Below are 22,018 nucleotides of genomic sequence, written 5' to 3'. Positions count from 1 at the left end.
TCGCCGCCTTCGGGCGGGAGTGCAGCAGCCGTGGTCTGTATCCGCAGGGCATCGAGGTGGCCGGGGTCGCGGTGCGGGCGTGGCGCGGGGTTCCGCTGCTGCCCTGCAACAAGATCCCGATCAGCGAGTCCGGCACCAGCTCGATCCTGGCGATGCGCACCGGGGAGGAGAGCCAGGGGGTCATCGGTCTGCATCAGACCGGTATCCCGGATGAGTACGAGCCCAGTCTGAACGTCCGGTTCATGGGCATCAGCGAGCAGGCCGTGACGTCCTATCTGGTCTCCGCCTACTACTCGGCGGCGATTCTGGTGCCCGATGCGGTCGGTGTGCTGGAGGACGTCGAGATCGGCCGCTGAGCCCGGCCGCCAGAGACCGGTCGCCGCGGGCGTGGATCAGGGACGGACGCTGCTGACCACGTCCGCGGTGGCTGCCAGCCCCTCGGAGATGGTGGGCGCCACGCTGCTGCTCGCCAGGTAGAAGCCCAGCGTCACACAGACCAGCGCATGCGAGATGCGCAATCCGCCGCTGCGGAGAAACACCACTGTGAGGATCAGAAGCAGCAGGACCACGGAGATGGAAATGGCCATGGGGAGCCTCCTCGGCCACTACGGAGCATCGGAATCCGGCCGTCAGTGTGGCCCAGAATCGCCCCAGGACCGCCTTCACCTGGTGCTCCATACGGGTGCCGATCTGCTGTTCGGTTACTCCCCGGCGGTCGCCCCTGCGCGGTGAACGAGCGTGCCGAACCCGCTCAGGCGTCGGCGCGGATCAACTCGGCGGCCATCTCGCCGATCATGACGCAGGCCGCGTTGGTGTTGGCCGAGACGATCGACGGCATGATCGATCCATCGGCGATCCGTAGCCCCTCGACGCCCCGGACGCGCAGCCGGGGGTCCACCACCGATTGCTCGTCCCCGCCCATCCGGCAGGTGCCGACGTGGTGGAAGTAGGTGCCGGTGTTCTCGCGGACGAAGTCGGCCAGGCCGTCCCGGCCGCTCACCCCGGGGCCGGGCAGCAGTTCGCGCGGCTGCCACGCCTCGAACGCGTCGGTGGCTGCCAGCGACCGGGCCAGTTCGACCCCCTGGACCAGAGTGGCGAGGTCCCTTCCGTCGCTGAGATAGCCGGGGTCGATCAGCGGCCGGTCCTCGGGGTCCGCGCCGGAGAGCCGGACCGTGCCCCGGCTGTGGGGCTGCATCGCGGCGGCCGTCAGGGTGAAGCTGTTCGGCGGGAACGGCAGCAGCCTCGGGTGGAACGGGATGTGAAAGAGGAACACCTCGAGGTCGGGGCGGGGCAGCCCGGGGTCGGTCCGGGTGAACAGGGCCGCCTCGGCGGTGGTCAGCGGGGGCGGCGGCAGCGGGGTACCCGCCTCGTGGACCAGCCCGACCAGGGGGTGGTCCTGGAGATTGGCCCCCACCTCGGGGGCGTCCACCAGCACCGGGACGCCCACTTCGCGCAGATGGCCGGCCGGGCCGATTCCGGAGAGCATCAGCAGCTTGGGCGAGTCCACCGAGCCCGCGCACACGATGACCTCCCGCACCGCGCGCACCCGCCGTGCCACACCGCCGGAGCCCGCGTATTCGACGCCGACGCAGCGGGCGCCCTCGAAGAGCAGCCGGTGTGCGTGGGCCTCGGTGCGCACGGTGAGGTTGGGGCGGTCCATCGCCGGATCGAGATAGGCGACCGCCGTGCTCTGGCGGCGCCCCTCGTGGATGGTCCACTCATGGCGCCCGGCGCCTTCGCTCTCCGCGCCGTTGAAGTCGTCGTTGTAGGGATGGCCGAGTTCCTTGGCGGCGTCGAGGAAGGCGGTGCTCAGCGGGTTGGGCGTCTCGGCCCGGCTGAGCCGCAGCGGGCCGCCGGTGCCGCGGAAGCGCGGGTCGCGGCCCTCGGCGTGCTCGAGTGCGCGGAAGGTCTCCAGCACCGAGGCGGCGTCCCAGCCGGTGCAGCCGTCGGCGGCCCACGCGTCGAAGGTGCCGAGGTGGCCGCGGACATAGGTCATCACATTGATGCTGCTGGAGCCGCCGAGCACCTTGCCGCGCGCGGCGGCCTGGGGATGCCCGGCCAGGCCCGGCTGCGGGACGGTGGTGTAGCCCCAGTCGTGCTCACCGCCGATGAGGGTGAACCACGCGGTGGGGTCGTGGATCTGCGCGGCCGCGTCGTCCTTCCCGGCCTCCAGCAGCAGCACCCGTACGTCCGGGGCTTCCGTCAGCCGGGCCGCCACCACGGCGCCCGCCGAGCCCGCCCCCACCACGATGTAGTCGAAGTCGCTCATCATGTGCCCCCGTTCCGGACTCACCCGACGTGCCGCACAGCTGTTCGGCACTCTAGTGGCGTGATCGCGGAGCGGGGGCGGGTTCGCCGGATCCGGCAGGTCAGCCGGTGGGGGCCGGCAGATCCACCAGTCCGGCGAGCGCCTGCCGGTGGCGGCCGGGGGTGCCCAGCGCGATCTGGTCGCTCTTGGCCCGCTTGAGATACAGATGCGCCGGGTGCTCCCAGGTCATGCCGATGCCGCCGTGCAGCTGGACGCACTCCTCGGCCGCGTGCACCGCCACCTCGGCGCAGTGCGCCTGGGCCACGGCCACCGCGACCGGTGTGTCCGGGCTGTCCGTGGCCAGTGCGTCGGCGGCGTACCGGGCGGTGGCGCGCGCCGAGACCAGCTCCAGCCACAGCGCGGCCATGCGGTGCTTGAGCGCCTGGAACGAGCCGATGGGGCGCCCGAACTGATGGCGCTCCTTGGTGTGGCGGACGGTCTCGGTCAGACACCATTCGGCCACGCCCAGCTGCTCGGAGGCGAGCAGTCCGGCCCCGGTCAGCAGCGCCCGTCCGATGGCCGCCTCGGCCCGGCCGGGCCCGGCCAGCCGGCGTGCCGGGGCGCCGGTGAGGGTCACCGCGGCGAGCGGGCGGGTGAGGTCGAGCGAAGTGAGGGGTTCGACGGTGACGCTGGTCTCGGCGGTCTCCACGGCGTACAGCCCGTAGCCGTCCGCGCCGGTGGCGGGGACGAGCAGCACATCGGCGCCCGCCGCGCCCGCGACACCGGAGACCTGGCCGCTGACCGTGCCGTCGCCGTCGGCCCGTACGGTCGCGGCGGGCGCGCCGGACTCGCCGCCGGGCACCACGGCCACGGTGGACAGCGGCACCGCGAGGGCGCCGACCGTGCGGCCCTCGGCGACCGCGCCGAGCAGCCGGGCCACGGCCTCCTGGTCGGTGTCGCAGCCGAGCAGGGCGGCGGCGGCGAGAACGGCGCTGGTGAGGTACGGCACGGGGGCGACGGCGCGGCCGAGCTCCTCCATCACCACCGCCGCCTCCCGCGCGGTGGCGCCCTGTCCGCCGAGCTTGTCCGGCACCAGCAGCCCCGCGGTGCCCATCTCGGCGCCCAGCGCGCGCCACAGCGCCACGTCGTACGCCCGGCCGCTCTCGGCCTCGGACATCACGGTGGCGGGCGGGCAGCGGTCGGTGAGCAGCGACCGTACGGCCGCGCGCAGATCGTCCTCCGCCTCGGAGTAGAGCAGGTCGGCGGTGCTCATCGGGGCAGGTCCTTCCACGGGACGTCCTTGTCGGTCCTCGGCTCGGGCGGCAGGCCCAGGACGCGTTCGGCGATGATGTTGAGCAGCACCTCCGAGGTGCCGCCCTCGATGGAGTTGCCCTTGGCGCGCAGATAGCGGTAGCCGGCCTCGCGCCCGGTGAAGTCCACCAGTTCGGGGCGGCGCAGTGTCCAGTCGTCGTAGCGCAGCCCCTCCTCCCCCAGCAGCTCGACCTCCAGCGCGCTGATGTGCTGGTTGAGGCGGGCGAAGGCGAGTTTCATGGCCGAGCCCTCGGGGCCGGGCTGGCCGACCGCGAGCTGCTGGCGCAGCCGCTCGCCCGCGAGCCGGGCCGCCTCGGACTCCGTCCACAGCCGCAGCAGCCGCTGGTGGAGGTCGTGGGTGCGCAGTTCGGGGCGCTCGCGCCAGGTGTCGGCGACGAGGCCGATCATGCCGCCCTCGCGGGGGACGCGGCCGCCGCCGATGGCGACCCGCTCGTTCATCAGGGTGGTCTGGGCGACGCGCCAGCCCTCGCCGATCTCGCCGAGCCGCTGGCTGTCGGGGATGCGCACACCCGTGAGGAAGACCTCGTTGAACTCCGCCTCGCCGGTGATCTGGCGCAGTGGCCGGACCTCGACCCCGGGGTCGGTCATATCGCAGATGAAGTAGCTGATGCCGCGGTGCTTGGGCTGGTCGGGGTCGGTGCGGGCGATGAGGATGGCCCAGCGGGCGAGATGGGCGCTGGAGGTCCAGACCTTCTGTCCGTCGACCACCCAGTCGTCGCCGTCGCGCACCGCCCGGGTGGCGAGCGCCGCGAGGTCGGATCCGGCGCCGGGCTCGCTGAACAGCTGGCACCACACCTCCTCGCCGGTCCACAGCGGGCGCAGCAGCCGCTGCCGCTGCTCGTCGGTGCCGAAGCCGAGGATGGTGGGGGCGGCCATGCCGAGGCCGATACCGATGCGGCGGGGGTCGTTGTCGGGCGCCCCCGCGGCCTCCAGCTCGGCGTCGACGACGGCCTGAAGGGAGCGCGGGGCGTCCAGGCCGCCGAGCCCGGCCGGGTAGTGCACCCAGGCGAGCCCGGCGTCGAAGCGGGCGCGCAGGAAGTCCAGGCGGTCGGTGGTGGCGGGCGGATGGGCGTCCAGGAGTTCGCGGACGCGGCGGCGCAGCTCGTCGGCGTCCACGGCGGGGCGGTGCCGGGTGGTGCTCATCGGTCCCCTCCGGCCTGTCCGGGGACGACGACCACACGGCCGGTGGTCACGCCGTCGGCGACGCGCTGGACGGCGTCGGCCGCGTCCTTCAGCGGTACGCGCTCGCTGACCAGTGGTTTGACGGTGCCCTGTGCGGCTAGCTTGGTCAGCTCCTCGTGGCAGGCGCGGATCGCGGCCGGGTCGTGGGTGTTGTACAGGCCCCAGTGGAGGCCGAGGATGGCGTAGTTCTTGACCAGGGCGTGGTTGAGGGCGGCCTGGGGGACGACGCCGCTGGCGAATCCGACGACCACGATGCGGCCCTCGAAGGCGACGCATTTGACGGACTTGACGAAGGCGTCGCCGCCGACCGGGTCGTAGACGACGTCCGCGCCGCGTCCGCCGGTGGCCTCCTTGACGGCCGCCACGATGTCGTCGGCGCGCCGGTCGAGGACGAGGTCGCAGCCGAGCTCGCGGGCGACCCGGGCCTTGTCCTCGCCGCCGACGACGCCGATCACGGTGGCCCCGGCCGCCTTGCCGAGCTGGACGGCGGCGCTGCCGACCCCGCCCGCGGCGGCGTGCACCAGGAGCGTCTCGCCGGACTGGATGCGGGCCCTGCGGTGCAGGCCGAACCAGCCGGTCTGGTAGCCGATGTGCAGCGCCGCGGCCTCGGCGTCGTCCAGGGCGTCGGGCGCGGGCAGTGCGGCGGCCGCCTCCACGGGCACCAGCTCGGCGAAGCCGCCCGCGGGGAGCGTGGGCGTGGCCAGGACGCGGGAGCCGACCACGCCCTCGGCGCCCTCGCCGACGGCGACGACCTCGCCGCACACCTCGACGCCGGGGGTGAACGGCAGGGGCGGCCGCACCTGGTACTGGCCGCGGCACAGCAGGGCGTCGGGGAAGTTGACGTTGACGGCCCGGACCCGCAGCAGCAGCTGTCCCGGTCCCGCCTGGGGGTCCGGCACCTCGTCGAGGCTCATGACCTCACCGGGCTCGCCATTGTCGTGCACTCGCCATGCCTGCATCCGGTGGCCTCCACAAACGGATCGTCGGAACGCGGTACCGCGCCGGGTCGAACATACTAACCAGTCGGTACGAGGAGCGGAACCGCACCACCGTCAGCCATCCTGACCTGCCCGCCCGGCGGCGGATGAACTCTTGTGCAACTCTGGAGGCACTCTTGAGCCCGGCGCGTCGGCAGGTAAAGGTGGACGGCGACATTTCGGTTCGTTTCCCAGCGAGCCGTTGCCGGAACGGGACGGGAGATGACGACTGTGCCCGACGACAAGGCGATCAGCGAGGCCGAGATGGAGGCCCGGCTGCACGGCATCTGCTTCAAGACCGGGCCGCCGCGTCGCATCGGAGTCGAGCTCGAATGGCTCATACACGACCCGCACGACCCCGCACGACCCGTCGAGGCGACCCGGCTCGAAGCCGCGGTCACCGCCCTGCGCGGACTGCCGCTGCGGTCCGCCATCACCTTCGAACCCGGCGGCCAGGTGGAGCTGAGCTCCCTCCCGGCCGACTCCCTCACCGCGTGTGTGGAGTCCGCCGCCGCCGATCTGGTCCTCGTACGTTCCGTGCTCACCGGCCTCGGCCTCGGGCTCGCCGGCCACGGACATGACCCCTGGCGCCCACCGAGACGCTTCCTCACCACGCCCCGGTACGAGTGCATGGAGACCTACTTCGACCGCCGGGGTCCGGCCGGGCGCTCCATGATGTGCAACACCGCCTCCGTGCAGGTCTGCGTGGACGCCGGGCACGAGGAGCCCGGACCACTCGGCATGGCACGGCGCTGGCGGCTCGCCCATCTGCTGGGCGCCGTGCTCACCGCCGCGTTCGCCAACTCGCCGCTGCGCCAGGGCCGCCCCACGGGTTACCGCTCCACCCGGCAGGCGCTGTGGACGGCGATGGAACCCGGACGCACCCACGCCCCGGCCGACGGCCGGGATCCCCGCACGGCCTGGGCCCACTACGTGCTGGACGCGCCCGTGATGGCCATCCGGGACGAGAAGGCGCCCTGGACGGTGCCGTCCGGGGTGACCTTCCGCCAGTGGGCCCGAACGGCGCTGCCCCGGCCACCCACCCACGACGACCTCGACTTCCACATCTCCACGCTCTTTCCCCCCGTCCGCCCGCGCGGCCATCTGGAACTGCGCATGATCGACGCGCAGAGCGGTGAGGACGGATGGATCGTCCCCCTCGCCGTCACGGTCGCGCTCTTCGACGATCCCGAGGCTGCTGAAACGGTTTACCGGGTGGTGAAACCGCTCGCCGAGACGGCGGGCGCCCGCCCCGCACCGGGCAATCCACTGTGGCGGGCCGCGGCCCGCCACGGTCTGGCCGACCCCGAGCTGCGCACCGCCGCCGTCAGCTGCTTCACCACGGCGCTGGACGCGCTGCCGCGTATCGGCGCCTCCCCCGCCATCACCGCCGCCGTCGCCGCCTTCACCGACCGCTATGTGGTCCGCGGCCGATGTCCCGCCGACGATCTGCTCGCTCCCCTCACCGGTAAGGAGGGACGGTCATGACCGCCCCCGATTCCGATCCCACCATCGATCCCGAGGCGCTGCGCCGGCGCGCCGAGAAGGCGCTGCGCACCGCGCGCGACCGCACCCACACCCTGACCACCTGCGTGGACGAGCCCGACCTCACCGCCCAGCACTCCCCTTTGATGTCCCCGCTGGTGTGGGATCTGGCGCACATCGGCAACCAGGAGGAGCAGTGGCTGCTGCGCGCGGTCGGCGGGCGTGACGCCCTGCGCCCCGAGATCGACTCGATCTACGACGCCTTCGAGCATCCGCGCGCCGAGCGGCCCACCCTGCCGCTGCTGGCGCCCGCCGAGGCCCGCGGCTATGTGCACGAGGTGCGCGGCCGGGTGCTGGACATCCTGGAGCGGATCGAACTGCGCGGCGCCCCGCTGGTGGACGCGGGCTTCGCCTTCGGGATGATCGCGCAGCATGAGCAGCAGCACGACGAGACCATGCTCATCACCCACCAGCTGCGCCGCGGACCCGCCGCGCTCACCGCCCCGCCGCCGCCCGACGCGGCGGACGGCGAGGCGCTGCCGGAGGAGGTGTTGGTCCCGGGCGGCCCGTTCACCATGGGCACCTCGGCCGAGCCCTGGGCCCTGGACAACGAGCGCCCCGCGCACCACCGGCTGGTCCCGGCCTTCCACATCGACACCACTCCGGTGACCAACGGCGCGTACCAGCGGTTCATCGCGGACGGCGGCTACACCGAGCGGCGCTGGTGGACGGCCGACGGCTGGGCGTACATCCAGGAGCACGGCCTCGCCGCCCCGCTGTTCTGGCGGCGCGAGGGCGGTCAGTGGCTGCGCCGGCGGTTCGGGGTGACGGAGCCGGTGCCGCCGGAGGAGCCGGTGGTGCATGTGAGCTGGTACGAGGCGGACGCCTACGCCCGCTGGGCGGGGCGACGGCTGCCGACCGAGGAGGAGTGGGAGAAGGCCGCCCGCCACGACCCGGAGAGCGGCCGGTCCCGGCGCTATCCGTGGGGCGACGAGGATCCCACGCCCGTCCACGCCAACCTGGGCCAGCGCCATCTGCGGCCCGCGGCGGCCGGCAGCTATCCGCATGGCGCCTCCCCGCTGGGGGTGCGGCAGTTGATCGGCGATGTGTGGGAGTGGACCTCGAGCGACTTCCTGCCCTACCCGGGGTTCCGCGCCTTCCCGTACCGCGAGTACTCGGAAGTGTTCTTCGGCCCGTCGCACAAGGTACTGCGCGGCGGTTCCTTCGCGGTGGACGAGGTCGCCTGCCGGGGCACGTTCCGCAACTGGGACCTGCCGGTCCGCCGCCAGATCTTCTCCGGCTTCCGCACCGCGCGGGACGCGTCCTGATGTGCCGGCACCTGGCCTACCTCGGGCCGCGGACCGCCATCGGCGAGGTGGTCGTGGCGCCCGCGAACAGCCTGTTCCGGCAGTCGTGGGCGCCGCGGCGGCAGGCGCACGGCACGGTCAACGCCGACGGGTTCGGCGTCGGCTGGTACGCGTCGGGCGACCCGGTGCCCGCGCGCTACCGTCGCGCCGGGCCCATCTGGGGCGATCTGTCGTTCGCCGACCTGGCCCGCGTGGTGCGCACGGGGGCGCTGATGGCCGCCGTAAGGGATGCCACCGAGGCGAGCGCGGACGGCGAGGCGGGCGCCTCGCCGTTCGCCTCGGGGACCTGGCTGTTCAGCCACAACGGGGCGATCCGCGACTGGCCGCACGCGGTCGCGGACCTCGCCGCCGCACTGCCACCGGCGGATCTGCTCGGCCTGGAGGCCCGGTGCGACTCGGCGTTCGTCTGGGCGCTGGTGCTGCACCGGCTGCGGCTGGGCCACGCGCCGCCGGAGGCGCTGGCCGACGCCGTCGAGCAGTTCGCCGGCGCCTCCCCCGGCTCACGGCTCAATCTGCTGCTCATGGACGGGGAGACCATCGCCGCCACCGCCTGGGGCGACACGCTGTGGTACCTGGCCGATCCGGACCGGGGCGTGGTAGTGGCCTCCGAGCCGTACGACCAGGACCCCGGCTGGACCGAGGTCCCCGACCGCACCCTGCTCACCGCCACCCGCACCAATGTACTGCTCACCGCACTCAAGGAGGCTTCCCGTTGAGCCCCTTCACCGTCACCCGCACCCTGCCCGCCGATGCCACCACGGCCGCGCTGCGCGCCGATGTGGCCGACGGGCTGACCAGCACCCCCAAACAGCTTCCGCCCAAGTGGTTCTACGACGCCCGGGGAAGCGCGCTCTTCGAAGAGATCACCCGGCTTCCCGAGTACTACCCGACCCGCGCCGAGCGGGAGATCCTCGTCGCCCGCGCGGCGGAGATCGCCGACGCCACCGGGGCCCGCACTCTCGTCGAACTGGGCTCCGGCTCCTCCGAGAAGACCCACCACCTGATCCGGGCGCTGCCGGATCTGCGCGTCTACGTCCCCGTCGACGTGAGCGAGAGCGCGCTGGAACTGGCCGGGGAGGCCCTGCTGGCCGAGCATCCACGGCTGATGGTGCACGCGCTGGTGGCCGACTTCATGAACGGGCTCGCGCTGCCCAACGACACCCCGGGGCCGAGGCTGCTGGCCTTCCTCGGGGGCACCATCGGCAATCTGCTGCCGGCGGAGCGGGCGGCCTTCTTCGCCTCGGTGAGCGAGCTGCTCGCGCCCGGCGACGCGCTGCTGCTCGGCACCGACCTGGTCAAGGACGAGGCCACGCTCGTCTCCGCCTACGACGACGTCCAAGGGGTCACCGCGGCGTTCAACAAGAACGTGCTGACGGTGCTCGACCGCGAACTGGGCGCCGACTTCGACCCGTCCGACTTCGACCACGTGGCGGTGTGGAACGCCGAGGAGGAGTGGATCGAGATGCGGCTGAGGGCCCGTAAGGAGCTCACCGCGAAGATTCCCGCCATGGATCTCGCGGTGCACTTCACGGCCGGGGAGGAGGTCCGCACCGAGGTGTCCGCCAAGTTCCGGGAGGAGAAGGTGCGGGCCGAACTGGCCGCCGCGGGGATGGACTCGCGGCGCTGGTGGACCGATGCGAAGGGCCGCTTCGCGGTGTCGCTCGCCGTGCGCCGGTAACTCCTCGCCAGATCGCGGCACGCCGCCGCCCGGGACCATCGGTCACGGGCGGCGGCTCGCTTCGCGGGAGCGAGGCGGTGTGGTGGAGCGCGAACACGGCGGTGATGCCGGGCAGCTGGCCACACATCGCGCGAGCCGCGCGCCCTGACACGTCGGGACGGCGAGGCTGCGACGCGGTTCGAAGTCCGGGCCGTGGACGAGCTGATCACCTCGTCCGAGCCCAACACCGTCTCGTTCGTCTGGTAGCCGGGGGCGGGCTGGTCACCCTGCGTCCCGCCCGAACCACCGAACGAATTTGTGTGATGCACATCACACAAGCGGAAAAGGGCCGCAGCACAGCGCGCTGTGGCCCACTTTCTAGGTGAACTCCCTCTTGTTGTACCCAAATCGGCCCCCTTATCTTTGGCCCGCCCGGCAGCTCGCCGCACCCGGCAGCACGAGAAGGAGCCGTCCATGCCCTTACGGGGACGCCACCGCCGCTACAAGCCCAACCGCATCTCCCGTGCCTCACTGAGCGTCACGGCGGGCGGCGCCGGAATCGCCCTTCCACTCGTCGGCGCCGCGGGCGCGTCCGCGGCCTCTGGCGAAACCTGGGACAAGGTGGCCCAGTGCGAGTCCACCGACAACTGGGACATCAACACCGGCAACGGCTTCTACGGCGGGCTGCAGTTCACGCAGAGCACATGGGCGGCGTACGGCGGCACGGCGTACGCGGCACGCGCCGATCTGGCCACCAAGGACCAGCAGATCGCGATCGCGGAGAAGGTGCTCGACGGCCAGGGCCCCGGCGCGTGGCCGGTGTGCTCGGGCAAGGCCGGTCTGACGCGGGACGACGTGGCGCCGCAACAGACCGCCCAGAAGGTCGTCAGGACGGCCGCCGCCCCGGTCAAGCAGACCCTTCGGCCGGAGAAGGCCCAGCAGGCGGCGGCGAGCAAGCCCACGCCCACCAGTCTCCCGGGGGGCGACTCCACGAAGTCCGGCCGCTATGTGGTCGTCAGCGGCGACTCGCTGTCCCGTATCGCCGACACCCATGACGTCAACGGCGGCTGGGAGGCGCTCTACAAGACCAACCGCGAGACGATCGGCGGCGATCCCGATCTGATCTACCCCGGTCAGAAGCTCTCCCTCAAGGACGGTAAGGCCACCGCCAAGCCCAAGGCGGAACCCGAGCCCCACCACAAGGCCAAGGCAAAGCCGAAGCCGAAGCCCGCGCCGCACCCGAAGGCCGAGAAGCACACCAGCCGGGAGCGGGCCACCAAGCCCGTCGTCTCCTCGGGCTTCACCGCCCCCGTCAGCGGGGTCAGTCCGAGCACCGCCTACCAGGCGGCCGGCTCCAGCTGGTCGAGCGGCCATCACACGGGGGTGGACTTCCCCGTGGGGATCGGCACCTCGGTGAAGGCCGTGGGCTCGGGCCATGTGGTCTCGGCGGGCTGGGGTGGCGCGTACGGCTATCAGGTGGTCATCCGGCATCCGGACGGCAAGTACAGCCAGTACGGCCATCTCTCGCAGCTGTCGGTGCGGGCCGGGCAGAACGTCAACGGCGGCCAGCAGATCGGCCGTTCCGGCTCGACGGGCAATGCCACCGGACCGCATCTCCACTTCGAGATCCGCACCGGCCCCGGCTATGGCTCGGACATCAATCCGCTCGCCTATCTGCGGTCACACGGCGTCAGCCTCTGACGGGGTCAGCCTCTGGCCCTTCGCCCGGGTGAGAGCCGGGGCAGACGGGCGAAACGCGGCCCTCTGGTGAGCGTGGTGGCGACCATGTGCCCGGAGACACCGCCCAGCCCGGCCCCCGGGTGAGTGGACGCGCCGATGTGCCAGAGCCCGCCGATATCGGTCGCGTGCCGCCCGGAGGCGGGCAGAGGACGCCAGAGAAAGCTCTGGTCGAGTTCGAGGGAACCGCCGTACGGGTCACCATCGAGCGCGTTGGGGTTCCGGCGGGCGAGGTCCGGGGGCGCGATGACATCGACGGCGAGCACCTTGCCGGGCAGATCGGGCGCGTGCCGGGCGATCCGGTTCAGCACCCGGTCGGCGTAGCCCCGGGCCAGCCCCGGGGTCCAGCCCTGAGCGGTGTCCAGTTCACCGGACGCGTCGCCGCGCGGGGTGGACGGCACCTCCTGCAACTGCAGCCACAGCGCGGCGGCCCCGGGTGGCACCCGGCCGGGGTCCAGGACGTACTGCTGCCCCACGACCACCGTGGGCCGCCGGGGCAGCAGGCCCGCCTCGGCCTCGGCGCAGGCGATACCGGTGCTGCTCGAACCGTCGGTCAGGTGCAGCAGCGGGATCGTATTCAGACGTGCGTCGCGCCAGCCGAGCGGCTCGGACAGCGCGACATGGATCTGCATCGCGGCGCGGCCGTACCGGAATCGCCGCGCCTCGTCGCGCAGTTCGGGGCGCACCGAGCCCTCCGGCAGGAGGGTGCCGTACAGGGCGGTGGGGGTCACCGAGGCGAGGACCGCGCGGCGGGCACGGAAGACCCTGCCGCCCGCCGCCACTCCCACGGCGCGGCCCTGCTCGACGAGAATGCGGTCGACCCGGGTGCCGGTCTCCACCCGTACGCCCGTCGTCGTCAGCAGCGATCTGAAGGCGTCGAGGAACCGGCCCGCGCCCCCGGCGACCACCGGCACCCCGGCGCCGTGCAGGGTGGCGGCGAACAGCGTCACCAGGAAGCCGCCCGACGCGTGGTCCGGCGACAGCCCCGCGTGCAGCAGCCACGGGGCGAAGAGGTGGTCCACCTCGTCCCCGCGGAACTCCGCGCGCAGGTATCCACGGCCGCTGGTGGCCACCGAGCGCAGCCACCGCTCCACCCCCTGCCGCCCGCCGCCGCGCAGCAGGGCGACCGTGTGGCGGAGGACGGCCGGTGAACGGAGCTCGCCGCCCATCAGGCCGCCGATCGCCTCCATGCTGGCGCCCAGCCGGCCGAGCGCGGCCAGATACGCGGCCCGGTCCGCTTCGTGCGCGAACCCCTCGGCGGTGCGCTCCGGATCGCGGTGCGCAAGCGTGACCCTGCCGTCGTCGGCCACGCTGGCGCCGGCCCACTCATCGGCGTTGCGGTACTCCAGCCCATGCCGCCGCAAGGGCTCCCCCAGACGCGCGAACGCCGGGCCGGAGACGAACAGCGGATGCCAGGAGGAGTAGGTGTCGTGGAGGTAGCCCGGCAGGGTGCGCTCCTCAGTGGCGATGAAGCCACCGATGTCCGGTTCGCGCTCCACCAGGATGACGGACCATCCGGCCAGGGCCAGCTCCGCGGCGGCGACCAGGCCGTTGACCCCGGACCCGACGACGACGGTGTCTGCCTCGGCCATCCGGTGTTCCTCCTGCCATCGCGCGATGCGGTACTTATGCACGATTTCAGCATGCTACGCGAAGAATGCCGGGAGAATTCTGAATGACGGGCTGCCCCCCGTACTCGCACGACGGGGGACAGCCCATTTCACTGGTACGGGTTCACCTCACTGGTACGGGTTCACCCGAGGACCACCCTCACACCGGCGGGATGCACGGCCGCAGGGGGGCCGTCGCGGTGAGCGTGGTGCCTCCGACGACGGCGGTCGCCTGGTAGGTGAGGTTGAGGATCTGCAGCGCGGTGAGGTTCACCGGGAGGGTGGCGGTGCCGGTCGCATCGGTCGTCGCCGTCCCCACGGACACGCCACCCACGAGGAACTGCACGGAGATGCCCGCGGTCGGCGGCGTCACCGTGGCCGTCAGGGTGGTCGGGAAGAGGGTCGGGTTGGTCAGGTTGATCCGCCAGCAGGCGGGGAGGGCCTGGAGCGCTCCCGGCGTCGTCGCCCCGGGCAGCACCACGACGGGCAGGGGGACGGACGCCGTCCCCGTGCAGTTGCAGGCACTACCGGCGGGCACGGCCGTGACAGTGGCGGTCACCGTGGTGGCACCGGCAGAGGGGAAAGTGACCGTCGCCGAGGCCAAACCCGACGCGTTGGTCGACCCCGTCCCCAAAGTGCCACTCGGAGCCGCGAAGGAGACCGTGGCACCACTGACCGGGACACCATTGCACAGCACCAGCGCCTGAAGAGTGGTCGGCTGACCCGCCGTGACCACACCCGCCGGAGGCAGCAGCAGCACGGTGCACAGGCTCGTGGTGACCGGGGCGAAGGTGCACGCCGGGCAGGTCCCGGCAGCCGCCACGAAGGTGGCCGTCACCGACTGCCCCGAGGTCAGCAGCACCCCGAGGTTGACGGGGGTCACGACGCCGTTGGTCACGGGCGTCGACACCGTCCCGCCGCCGGGCAGGGTGTACTGGATCGTGCCGTTGATCGAGGCGGTGCCTCCGGCGCAGGTGAGCGTCGTGCTGGCCTGTGTGGTCGTGCCCACAACGGTCAGGGTGGTCGTCAGGGTCCCGGCGGGTGCGGGAGTGACGGTGATCGGGACGACCTCGATACCGGTGATGGTGGCGCCGCTGGTGTACACCACGGTGATGGTCTGGGGCCCGGATCCCAGGGCGGTGAAGGTGACCGGCGGGGTGGTCCCGTTGGCGGCGACGGTCGCCGACTGGGTCTGGCCGTCGTAGGTGAAGGTGGCGGTGTTTCCGGCGCTGACCCCGGCGGGGGCGGAGGTGACCTGCGCCGTGAACGTGGTACACGCCACGGATGTGGGGGGAGCGATAGCGACTGACATGATGCAGCCCCTTCAAGTGAGGGTGGTGGAGCTGCCGCTCGCTGCCGGGGTGCCCGAGGGACTGGAACGGAGAACGCGGAAACGGTCTCGGTCCTGACCCCGACAGGGAGATGGGCACCCCACAGTCGTCAGGACCAGTACAGCGACCGCGCGGATGATTCACCACACCGGGTACCGAAAATCACCCCTTTGGCCTAGGAGCGCCCGCTGCCCAGTCCGGTAGCTCCGAGCGGCGCGTTTCCCCCACCTGTCCGAGGCGGGTGTCAGACTCGCGACCATGCGGACCCGCCCCGCCAGCGTCTCGCTCGACATCCCTCACGACGACGCCCGGCTGCGCTACCGGGGCGCGGTGTCCCTGCAGCGGGCCACCGCTGAAGATCTGTCCCTGGGGATGCCGTGCTTGCTGAGCGCGTCGAGCTGGCTGTCGAGTTCCTGGCCGAGGGTCGAGCAGCGGGCGTAGCCGATGCGGATGTCCGCGCTCGGCAGGCCCGGGTCGATTGGCGCCGGCGGCGGGGTGCCGGGCCGCCACGGGCGCCCGGGCCCGCGGTCGGCAGGGGTCGGCGCGCGCAGCGCCTTCTTCAGCCGGGGGACCATCGTGAAGCGGCGGGTGTGGTAGGCGGAAGCGACCGCGCCGCCGCGCGAGCGGCGGGGCGAGCCGGGCTGTGCGTCACACTTCGGACAGGCTGTGCTGTTCGACGTCGTCCGCGTCCGACCGTTCGGCCGGAGAAGGGAGATGAGGTTCCGCCATGGGACCGGATTTCGGCGCCGCGCTTGCCTGACCACCAGCAGTTCCCCGACCTGTCATGGCCGCGGCGAGGCCGCGTCCAGGAGAGCACGTCCAGCCTTGGTGAGCTCGTGCGTGGCCGTGCGACCGGCCCGGCTGCTGTCGATCAACCCGGCGTCTCGCAGGATTGCCAGGTGTTCGCTGGCCGTCGGAGGGTGACGCTCACCAGCCTGGCCACAACGGTCGTCTGCAGCGGAGTGGCGAGCGCGGCCAGGATCCTCGATCGAGTCACCCCCAGAAGACGGTCAAGCGACCTCGCAGTGGGAGGTGCCGCCCAGAGGTACCGCCCGGATGCCGGGTAATAGATCGCCGGAGTCCAGTGGTCCGAGGTGGTGCACTGCATCCGGTCGGTGATGAACAGTGACGGTACGAGAATGAGTCCTTCAGGGCAGTCGACGTCGATGTCGACGGTCTTCTCGACGGTGATGGTGTCGTCTTCGCACGCAGCAGAAGGGTGCAGGCGCGGAAGGACTGCGCGCAGCCCCTCGCGGTTGACCTGGATGGCCCGATCCAGCATCTCGGCACGCAACGCCTGCCGCATGGACGGCCATTCCGGTTCTACAACCGCCTTCCAGAGACGGCGCAGCGCATCGGCGGCCTCGGACCTGGCTCGGTCGGGGTCATCGAGCAGTCGGCGGCCCACTTCTGCCCCGCGCCCCCTCGTCGCGTCGACCAGCTCGGCGTACGTCTGGTCCGCCGGCGCGGCGAGGAGGGCATCCATGCCTTCCTCGAACGTTGGCTCACTGGACATCGGCGATGGGTCAAGGAAGTCGGGTCGATACGCGCCATCGGCCATGAAGACCGTGAGCGCCCCCAGGTCGGGGAGCGAGAGACGGCGGCGACGGCGAAGCCACGGGTGGAACATCGGGTGACGCTGCGGTTCGGTCAAGAGCTGGGCAAGACTGACCACTTCGTGGATCGGCGACATCGCCCACCGCACACTCGCGGCACCAACGCCCAATCGGTAGCGGATCATCGCACTATTGTTAGGCCACCGCCGAAGTGAGCGCGAGCAAAGCGGCGAAGCATCGAGACTCGGGTCATGACCGACACGGAGTCGATTGCCCGGTGTTCCAAGGAACCCGAGCAAGCCCCACAGACGCGAACGATCCGGCTGGGCGCCAGCGGATCGACCATCGAAGTCCTCGCGGGTCCGGCGGAGACCAGCGGGATCGTGAGCATCTACCGGTGGCGCATGTCGCCGTCCAGCCGGGGACCTGCCCCGCACTTTCACACGACCTTCAGCGAGACCTTCATCGTTGAAGAAGGTGAAGTCGACTACTTCGATGGGCAGGCCTGGCGAACACTGCTGCCCGGCGACACCACGCATGCCGCGGTGGGTGACGTCCACGCCCTCCGCAAGGAGCGCGCCGAACCTGCCACCCTCCTGATGGCACTCTCGCCAGGCGTACCGCGGGAGGAATACTTCGCACAGCTCGCCACCGTGAACGAGTGGGACCTGAGCCGGCTTCACGCAGCCCACGACAATCACTTCGTCGACGACCACGAGCGGTGACGGCACCGGCAACGGCATGTGCCCCGCCCTCGGCCCACCCAACGACCTGGAATGCGCTCGTAGAACTGCTCCCGCGCGTGATCGCCACTGCCGAGCCGGGTCCGGAGGCCGACTTCGTCCGCAGTGGCCCTCAAGGTGTTTGTGATCTCTGCCTGCACCTTGAGCAGGCTGGCGAGGCGTCTGCCGCGTTCGGCGCGTTCGGCGCGTTCGGCGCGTTCGGCGCGTTCGGCGCCGGCACGCTCGGCGAGATCGCGCTCACCGTCGCCTGATCCACCCCTTTCCCAACGGGTTTCCCAGCAAAGGATTCACTGTGCCCAGCATCGCCATCGTCGGAGCCGGCCCCGGTATGGGCCTGGCCATCGCTCGTACCTTCGGCTCCCACGGCTTCGACGTCGCTCTCATCGCCCGCAACCGCGACAAGCTCAACGACCTGGCCGGCCGGCTCGACGCCGAAGGCATCACCGCCGCCGCGTTCCCCGCGGACGTACTCGACCATGACGCACTCACCCAGGCGCTCAAGGACGCCGCCACCCGCTTCGGCGGAATCGACGTCCTGGAGTACTCCCCCGCCGCGAGCCTCGAATCCACGACGCTCACCGCTCCGTCCGGGACCAACCCATCCGATGTGCGGTGGGCGATGGACTTCCTGCTCTACGGGGCCATTGCCGCCACACGGGCCGTGCTGCCCGCAATGCGCGAGGTCGGCGCGGGCACCCTGCTCTACACCGACGGCGCCGGCTCGGTCGACCCCACTCCGATGCTCGGCAACCTCAACGCCGCCCAGGCCGCGCTGCGCAACTGGGTACTCAGCCTGCACAAGGAACTGGCCGACACCGGCGTCCAGGCCGCGCACGTCGCCATCGGCGTGTGGATCGGCACAAGCGGCCCGCCCGGAGTACCGGCGGCCTCGGCCGAGGAGGTCGCCCCCCTCTACTGGGACCTGCACACGCAGCGCGACGAAGTCGAGCGCGTCTTCACCGTGTGACGCCGCCCCGGCCCTCCCCGTCCCATCATCGTTGATCCCTGATCCGCCAGTACGGCGGTGGCCGGCCTCGGTGCCTTGGGACAACCGATTGCGAGTCGCGGTCTGGGAGTCGACCGAGGCTCTCGCCACGGCGTTCGGCAGCCCGGAGTTCCAGCGCATGGCTGCCGAGTTCCCCACTCGCGCGGGGAGTTGACGGACGAGGCCACCCTCCGTCTGGCGCTGCGGGCGAGCGCCGCGCTGCCGATGCCGGCGGGCGGCCCCGTCACCATAGGCGGGCGCCGCTTCTACGACGCGGGCCTGGCCCCCAGTTCCGCGCCGTCTTCCTGAACCGCCCGCCCGGCTCGCATACGACGACCGGCTGCTGGCGGTCTACGACACCGACACCGCGGAATCGCCCACGGACCCCGCGGTGCTGTCGGTCCGCCCCGATGCCACGGCGCCGTCCATCAGCCGTCTGGAAACGGACAGCGCTCTGCTCGAGGAGGCTCTCGAGGCGGGGCGCCGGGCCATCACGGCCAAGCTCGCCCCGGCGGCCCGTTCCTGAGAAGGGCGACCGGGGCTACGGGGTGTCCGGCGGACCACGCGGCGGAGCCGCGTATCGACGCTTTCCCCTCCCCGCCCCTTCCCGTTACCAGGGGGTCCGCCCCTGGGCCCCGGGGTTAAGGGGCGGAGCCCCGCCACGCGGCTGAGCCGCATATCGATGCCGCGGGAGGGGGCGAGGAGGAAAGCGGCCCGCCGCAGGCGTCAAGACCGGCCGGACCCCTGGGGGAGGACGAGACTCAGTCGCAAAGAGCCGCCGTCTGCGCCTTCAGCAGCCCCTTGCTCCGCGGTACGGGCGCCTCGCCCTTGAGCTCCGCGGCGAGGTCGTAGACGGTGGCGGCCAGGACCAGTTGGCGCTGACCATCGGCGGTGGTGAGGGAGACGCTGGTGTAGCCGGGGCCCGCGCCGTCGGTCTCCCAGGCGGTGAGCGGATCGGCCTTCTTCCCCTCGCCGGTGCCGCACGGCACCTCCATGCGTTGCACCCCGAGTCCGTACGCGGGCGCGTCGGGGAACTCCACCGGGGTCTTGAGCTCGCGCTGCTGGTCGGGGCGGAGCAGCTTGCCGCCGAAGAGGGCGCGCTCGAACCGGGCCAGATCGTCCACGGTCGAGATCATGGCTCCGGCGGTCCAGTCGTAGGAGGGGCTGAACCGCGTCATATCGCGGCCCTTGAGGTCGTAGCCGTGCAGATGGGAGCCGTGCACCTCGGGGTCGGTCACCGGGAAGGAGGTGTCCTTCAGCCCCAGCGGGGCGAGGATCCTGCGGTCGATCTCGGCGGGCGCGGAGCGGTGGGTCACCGCCTCGATCACCAGCCCGGCGAGCAGATAGTTGGTGTTGGAGTACGACCAGCCCTTGCCGGGAGCGAACTCCGGCTCGTGCCGGACCGAGCGGGCGATCACCTCGCGCGGGGTGATGACGTGATCCCGGTCGCCGTCCTCCAGATAGGGGGCGAAGAACGAGGCTTCGGTGGTGGGGTCGTAGATCCCCGAGGTGTGGTTGAGCAGCTGACGGATGGTGATGGCCTTACCGTCGTTACCGTTCCCCTGGACGACGCCGGGCAGCCACTTCTCCACGCTGTCGTCGAGTGAGAGCCGTCCCTCGCCCTCCAGTTGCAGCAGGACCGTGGAGACGAACGCCTTGGTGTTGCTGGCGATCCGGAACCGCTGCTCCGGCCGGGCCTTTTCGCCGGTGGCCTTGTCCGCGACCCCGGCCGCCGTCCGCCACTCGTCGTCACCGCGCCGTGCGTAGGCCACCGCGCCCGGGAATCCGTCCTTCACCGTCTGGCCGACGGCCTCCTCGAAACCGGACGGCGCCGACGGCCCGGCCGACTCCCCCTGGGCCGTGGCGATGGTGACGGTCGCCGTCACCGCCAGCGCGCCGATCCCCGTCCACAGCGCCACGCCCCTTGCCCGAACTCCCACGAACCGCTCCTTGCCTTGTTCCCATGTGCCGTTCGCGGATCATCGTGCCGTCGCGGCGTACCGGGGTCCCATCCCGCTGGCGCCCTTTCCGTACGGGGGTCTTCCCCACCCCATAGGGGCCGGAAGGCCCGTCAGGGTGCCCCGTACACCGGTTGGGGCGGTTCGGCCCCGGCGAGGAGCTTCCGCGCGGCCTCGCCCGCCTCCGCGGGGGTCCAGCGGGCGCCCTTGTCGGCGGTGGGGCCCGGCCGCCAGCCCTCCATGACGGTGATCCGCCCGGCCTCCGCCTCGAAGACCCGGCCCGTGACCCCGGCGCAGGCGGCCGAGCCGAGCCAGACGACGAGCGGTGAGACATTGGCGGGGGCCATCGCGTCGAAGGCGGCGGGGTCGTCCGGCGCGGCCATGTCACCGGCGAACGTCGTCTCCGTCATCCGGGTGCGGGCCGCCGGGGCGATGGCGTTGACCTGGACGCCGTAGCGGCCGAGTTCGGCGGCGGCCACCGAGGTCAGGCCGAGGATCCCGGCCTTGGCCGCGGAGTAGTTGCCCTGTCCGACGCTGCCCAGCAGCCCGGCCCCCGAGCTGGTGTTGACCACCCGGGCGACCGGCGTACGGCCCGCCTTGGCTTCGGCGCGCCAGTGGGCGGCGGCGTGCCGCAGCGGCAGGAAGTGGCCCTTGAGGTGGACGCGGATCACCGCGTCCCACTCGTCCTCGCCGAGGTTGACGAGCATGCGGTCACGCAGGAATCCGGCGTTGTTGACGAGGGTGTCGAACCGGCCGTAGGTGTCGAGGGCGGTGGCCACGAGGGAGGCGGCGCCGTCGGTGGTGGCGATGTCGCCGCCGTGCGCCACCGCCTCCCCGCCCGCGGCCCGGATCTCCTCGACGACCTGCTGGGCGGGGCCCGCCGACGCCCCGGCGCCGTCCGGGGCCACGCCGAGGTCGTTGACGACGACCTTCGCGCCCTCGGCGGCGAAGGCGAGCGCGTGCGCCCGCCCGAGGCCGCGGCCCGCTCCGGTGACGACGGTGACCCGCCCGTCGCACAGTCCGCTCATCTCAGTCCTCCCGTGGTTCTGCCCGGCCGGTGCCGGGGGCCGGCTGGTTGACGTTGGCGGCCTCGAGGAACGCGGGGCGCTCCCCGCCTCCGTGGATGGCGATGCTGGCGCCGCTGATGTAGTCGGCCAGCCCGGAGGCGAGGAACACACAGGCGTCTCCGGCCTCGACGGGCTCGGCCATCCGCCCGAGCGGCACGGTCCGGCCGACGGCGGCGATGCCCTCCTCGTCCCCGTAGTGCAGATGCGACAGTTCGGTGCGGACCATGCCGAGCACGAGTGTGTTGACCCGGATCGCGGGGGCCCACTCCACGGCCAGGGTGCGGGCGAGGTTCTCCAGCCCCGCCTTGGCGGCGCCGTAGGGGCCGGTGCCGGGGGACGGCCGGGTGCCGCTGACGCTCCCGATCATCACGATCGAGCCGCCGCACTCCTGATGGCACATCAGCTCGTAGGCGCTCAGGGAGACGGTCATGGGAGCGATCAGATTGAGTTCCACGACGCGGGCGGCGCGGCGCTGCCCGGCCTCGGCGATCAGTCCGTAGGGGCTTCCTCCGGCGTTGTTGACCAGCAGGTCGAGCCGCCCGTGGGAGCGGCGCAGCCGGGCGAAGAACGCGGCGACCGCGTCCGCGTCCCGGATGTCGAGCGATTCGAAGTGCGCCGTACGCCCGTCCACCTCGATGGGTTTGTCGGGCGCGCGGCGCGCACAGATCACCACCTCGGCTCCGGCGGTGAGCAGGGCCCGAGTGATCCCCGCTCCGACGCCGCGCGTGCCGCCGGTGACGACGGCGACGCGCCCGGCGAGATCGATGGTGACGGCCACGAGAC

General features: G+C 72.1%; 21 protein-coding genes and 1 pseudogene. 11 read left to right on the top strand and 11 right to left on the bottom strand.

The features are described 5' to 3' along the window. Positions 1–356: pseudogene (locus GWI24_RS08680) on the top strand (Crp/Fnr family transcriptional regulator); the annotation flags it as partial. A 36-nt stretch (positions 357–392) separates the two neighbouring features. Here GWI24_RS08680 and GWI24_RS08675 read toward each other — a convergent pair. The 5 genes from GWI24_RS08675 to GWI24_RS08655 all read right to left on the bottom strand — a co-directional run bounded on the left by GWI24_RS08675 (position 393) and on the right by GWI24_RS08655 (position 5,721). Further along, positions 393–587, bottom strand: a complete 195-nt coding sequence (locus GWI24_RS08675) for a hypothetical protein (RefSeq protein ID WP_020866016.1) — start codon at positions 585–587, stop codon at positions 393–395. A gap of 164 nt (positions 588–751) precedes the next feature. Continuing rightward, complete coding sequence (locus tag GWI24_RS08670) at positions 752–2,272, bottom strand: GMC family oxidoreductase (RefSeq protein WP_210945304.1); 1,521 nt, start codon at positions 2,270–2,272, stop codon at positions 752–754. Between the two features lie 97 nt (positions 2,273–2,369). Beyond that, positions 2,370–3,521: an acyl-CoA dehydrogenase family protein gene (locus GWI24_RS08665; RefSeq protein WP_210945303.1), complete on the bottom strand. Its 1,152-nt coding sequence runs from the start codon at positions 3,519–3,521 to the stop codon at positions 2,370–2,372. Then, the gene (locus GWI24_RS08660) at positions 3,518–4,723 is read right to left on the bottom strand and encodes an acyl-CoA dehydrogenase family protein (RefSeq protein ID WP_210945302.1); all 1,206 of its coding nucleotides are present in this window, start codon (positions 4,721–4,723) and stop codon (positions 3,518–3,520) included. The genes GWI24_RS08665 and GWI24_RS08660 overlap by 4 nt, the downstream gene beginning before the upstream one ends. Then, a complete protein-coding gene (locus GWI24_RS08655) occupies positions 4,720–5,721 on the bottom strand; it encodes an NADPH:quinone oxidoreductase family protein (protein WP_210945301.1) in 1,002 nt (333 codons plus the stop codon). The genes GWI24_RS08660 and GWI24_RS08655 overlap by 4 nt, the downstream gene beginning before the upstream one ends. A 240-nt stretch (positions 5,722–5,961) precedes the next feature. On the opposite strand from GWI24_RS08655, the gene egtA reads away from it, so the two are divergent. The 5 genes from egtA (at position 5,962) to GWI24_RS08630 (ending at position 11,949) form a co-directional block, all read left to right on the top strand. Next, the gene (gene egtA / locus GWI24_RS08650; RefSeq protein WP_210945300.1) at positions 5,962–7,227 is read left to right on the top strand and encodes an ergothioneine biosynthesis glutamate--cysteine ligase EgtA; all 1,266 of its coding nucleotides are present in this window, start codon (positions 5,962–5,964) and stop codon (positions 7,225–7,227) included. After that, positions 7,224–8,552 carry an ergothioneine biosynthesis protein EgtB gene (gene egtB / locus GWI24_RS08645; RefSeq protein WP_210945299.1) on the top strand — a complete coding sequence of 443 codons (1,329 nt, stop codon included), beginning with the start codon at positions 7,224–7,226 and terminating at the stop codon, positions 8,550–8,552. The genes egtA and egtB overlap by 4 nt, the downstream gene beginning before the upstream one ends. Further along, positions 8,552–9,307, top strand: a complete 756-nt coding sequence (egtC, locus tag GWI24_RS08640) for an ergothioneine biosynthesis protein EgtC (protein WP_210945298.1) — start codon at positions 8,552–8,554, stop codon at positions 9,305–9,307. The genes egtB and egtC overlap by 1 nt, the downstream gene beginning before the upstream one ends. Next, positions 9,304–10,269 carry an L-histidine N(alpha)-methyltransferase gene (gene egtD, locus GWI24_RS08635; RefSeq protein ID WP_210945297.1) on the top strand — a complete coding sequence of 322 codons (966 nt, stop codon included), beginning with the start codon at positions 9,304–9,306 and terminating at the stop codon, positions 10,267–10,269. Before egtC ends, egtD begins: the two co-directional genes overlap by 4 nt. Before the next feature lie 453 nt (positions 10,270–10,722). Continuing rightward, positions 10,723–11,949, top strand: coding sequence for a transglycosylase family protein (locus tag GWI24_RS08630; protein ID WP_210945296.1), 1,227 nt, complete (start codon positions 10,723–10,725; stop codon positions 11,947–11,949). A 5-nt stretch (positions 11,950–11,954) separates the two neighbouring features. Here GWI24_RS08630 and GWI24_RS08625 read toward each other — a convergent pair whose 3' ends face one another. Both GWI24_RS08625 and GWI24_RS08620 read right to left on the bottom strand, forming a co-directional pair. After that, the gene (locus GWI24_RS08625; RefSeq protein WP_210945295.1) at positions 11,955–13,577 is read right to left on the bottom strand and encodes an NAD(P)/FAD-dependent oxidoreductase; all 1,623 of its coding nucleotides are present in this window, start codon (positions 13,575–13,577) and stop codon (positions 11,955–11,957) included. A gap of 178 nt (positions 13,578–13,755) precedes the next feature. Next, on the bottom strand, positions 13,756–14,907 hold the full coding sequence (locus GWI24_RS08620) for a hypothetical protein (RefSeq protein ID WP_210945294.1): 1,152 nt from the start codon (positions 14,905–14,907) through the stop codon (positions 13,756–13,758). Positions 14,908–15,184: 277 nt separating this feature from the next. On the opposite strand from GWI24_RS08620, the gene GWI24_RS08615 reads away from it, so the two are divergent. After that, the gene (locus GWI24_RS08615; protein WP_210945293.1) at positions 15,185–15,367 is read left to right on the top strand and encodes a hypothetical protein; all 183 of its coding nucleotides are present in this window, start codon (positions 15,185–15,187) and stop codon (positions 15,365–15,367) included. Positions 15,368–15,797: 430 nt separating this feature from the next. Here the strand turns inward: GWI24_RS08615 and GWI24_RS08610 are convergent, their stop codons facing one another. Continuing rightward, entirely contained in the window at positions 15,798–16,667 is an 870-nt protein-coding gene (locus GWI24_RS08610) for a DUF5937 family protein (protein WP_247616078.1), read from the bottom strand. Between the two features lie 66 nt (positions 16,668–16,733). On the opposite strand from GWI24_RS08610, the gene GWI24_RS08605 reads away from it, so the two are divergent. From GWI24_RS08605 to GWI24_RS46090, 4 genes are all read left to right on the top strand, one after another. Continuing rightward, positions 16,734–17,207 carry a cupin domain-containing protein gene (locus tag GWI24_RS08605; protein ID WP_210945292.1) on the top strand — a complete coding sequence of 158 codons (474 nt, stop codon included), beginning with the start codon at positions 16,734–16,736 and terminating at the stop codon, positions 17,205–17,207. 77 nt (positions 17,208–17,284) lie between these two features. Next, positions 17,285–17,476: a hypothetical protein gene (locus GWI24_RS08600; RefSeq protein ID WP_210945291.1), complete on the top strand. Its 192-nt coding sequence runs from the start codon at positions 17,285–17,287 to the stop codon at positions 17,474–17,476. 41 nt (positions 17,477–17,517) lie between these two features. Further along, complete coding sequence (locus GWI24_RS08595; protein WP_210945290.1) at positions 17,518–18,192, top strand: SDR family oxidoreductase; 675 nt, start codon at positions 17,518–17,520, stop codon at positions 18,190–18,192. A 409-nt stretch (positions 18,193–18,601) separates the two neighbouring features. Next, the gene (locus GWI24_RS46090; protein WP_281789378.1) at positions 18,602–18,736 is read left to right on the top strand and encodes a hypothetical protein; all 135 of its coding nucleotides are present in this window, start codon (positions 18,602–18,604) and stop codon (positions 18,734–18,736) included. Positions 18,737–18,971: 235 nt separating this feature from the next. Here GWI24_RS46090 and GWI24_RS08590 read toward each other — a convergent pair whose 3' ends face one another. From GWI24_RS08590 to GWI24_RS08580, 3 genes are all read right to left on the bottom strand, one after another. After that, entirely contained in the window at positions 18,972–20,150 is a 1,179-nt protein-coding gene (locus GWI24_RS08590; RefSeq protein ID WP_308343581.1) for a serine hydrolase domain-containing protein, read from the bottom strand. A 131-nt stretch (positions 20,151–20,281) separates the two neighbouring features. Next, positions 20,282–21,196: an SDR family oxidoreductase gene (locus tag GWI24_RS08585; protein ID WP_210945289.1), complete on the bottom strand. Its 915-nt coding sequence runs from the start codon at positions 21,194–21,196 to the stop codon at positions 20,282–20,284. Position 21,197: 1 nt separating this feature from the next. Then, entirely contained in the window at positions 21,198–22,013 is an 816-nt protein-coding gene (locus tag GWI24_RS08580; RefSeq protein ID WP_210945288.1) for an SDR family oxidoreductase, read from the bottom strand. Between the last annotated feature and the right edge of the window lie 5 nt (positions 22,014–22,018).

This window comes from Streptomyces sp. MK37H, from assembly GCF_018035285.1.
Taxonomy (GTDB): domain Bacteria; phylum Actinomycetota; class Actinomycetes; order Streptomycetales; family Streptomycetaceae; genus Streptomyces; species Streptomyces endocoffeicus.
Note: the sequence above shows the minus strand (reverse complement) of the source record. Positions and strands in the feature narration are given on the sequence as shown.

Coding starts and splice junctions, on each gene's coding strand:
- GWI24_RS08585 (WP_210945289.1), bottom strand. CDS start 21,196: ATGAGCGGACTGTGCGACGGGCGGGTCACCGTCGTCACCGGAGCGGGC.
- egtB (WP_210945299.1), top strand. CDS start 7,224: ATGACCGCCCCCGATTCCGATCCCACCATCGATCCCGAGGCGCTGCGC.
- GWI24_RS08665 (WP_210945303.1), bottom strand. CDS start 3,521: ATGAGCACCGCCGACCTGCTCTACTCCGAGGCGGAGGACGATCTGCGC.
- GWI24_RS08620 (WP_210945294.1), bottom strand. CDS start 14,907: ATGTCAGTCGCTATCGCTCCCCCCACATCCGTGGCGTGTACCACGTTC.
- GWI24_RS08655 (WP_210945301.1), bottom strand. CDS start 5,721: ATGCAGGCATGGCGAGTGCACGACAATGGCGAGCCCGGTGAGGTCATG.
- GWI24_RS08615 (WP_210945293.1), top strand. CDS start 15,185: ATGCGGACCCGCCCCGCCAGCGTCTCGCTCGACATCCCTCACGACGAC.
- GWI24_RS08630 (WP_210945296.1), top strand. CDS start 10,723: ATGCCCTTACGGGGACGCCACCGCCGCTACAAGCCCAACCGCATCTCC.
- GWI24_RS08675 (WP_020866016.1), bottom strand. CDS start 587: ATGGCCATTTCCATCTCCGTGGTCCTGCTGCTTCTGATCCTCACAGTG.
- GWI24_RS08670 (WP_210945304.1), bottom strand. CDS start 2,272: ATGATGAGCGACTTCGACTACATCGTGGTGGGGGCGGGCTCGGCGGGC.
- GWI24_RS08625 (WP_210945295.1), bottom strand. CDS start 13,577: ATGGCCGAGGCAGACACCGTCGTCGTCGGGTCCGGGGTCAACGGCCTG.
- GWI24_RS08605 (WP_210945292.1), top strand. CDS start 16,734: ATGACCGACACGGAGTCGATTGCCCGGTGTTCCAAGGAACCCGAGCAA.
- GWI24_RS08660 (WP_210945302.1), bottom strand. CDS start 4,723: ATGAGCACCACCCGGCACCGCCCCGCCGTGGACGCCGACGAGCTGCGC.
- egtC (WP_210945298.1), top strand. CDS start 8,552: ATGTGCCGGCACCTGGCCTACCTCGGGCCGCGGACCGCCATCGGCGAG.
- GWI24_RS08610 (WP_247616078.1), bottom strand. CDS start 16,667: ATGATCCGCTACCGATTGGGCGTTGGTGCCGCGAGTGTGCGGTGGGCG.
- egtA (WP_210945300.1), top strand. CDS start 5,962: ATGACGACTGTGCCCGACGACAAGGCGATCAGCGAGGCCGAGATGGAG.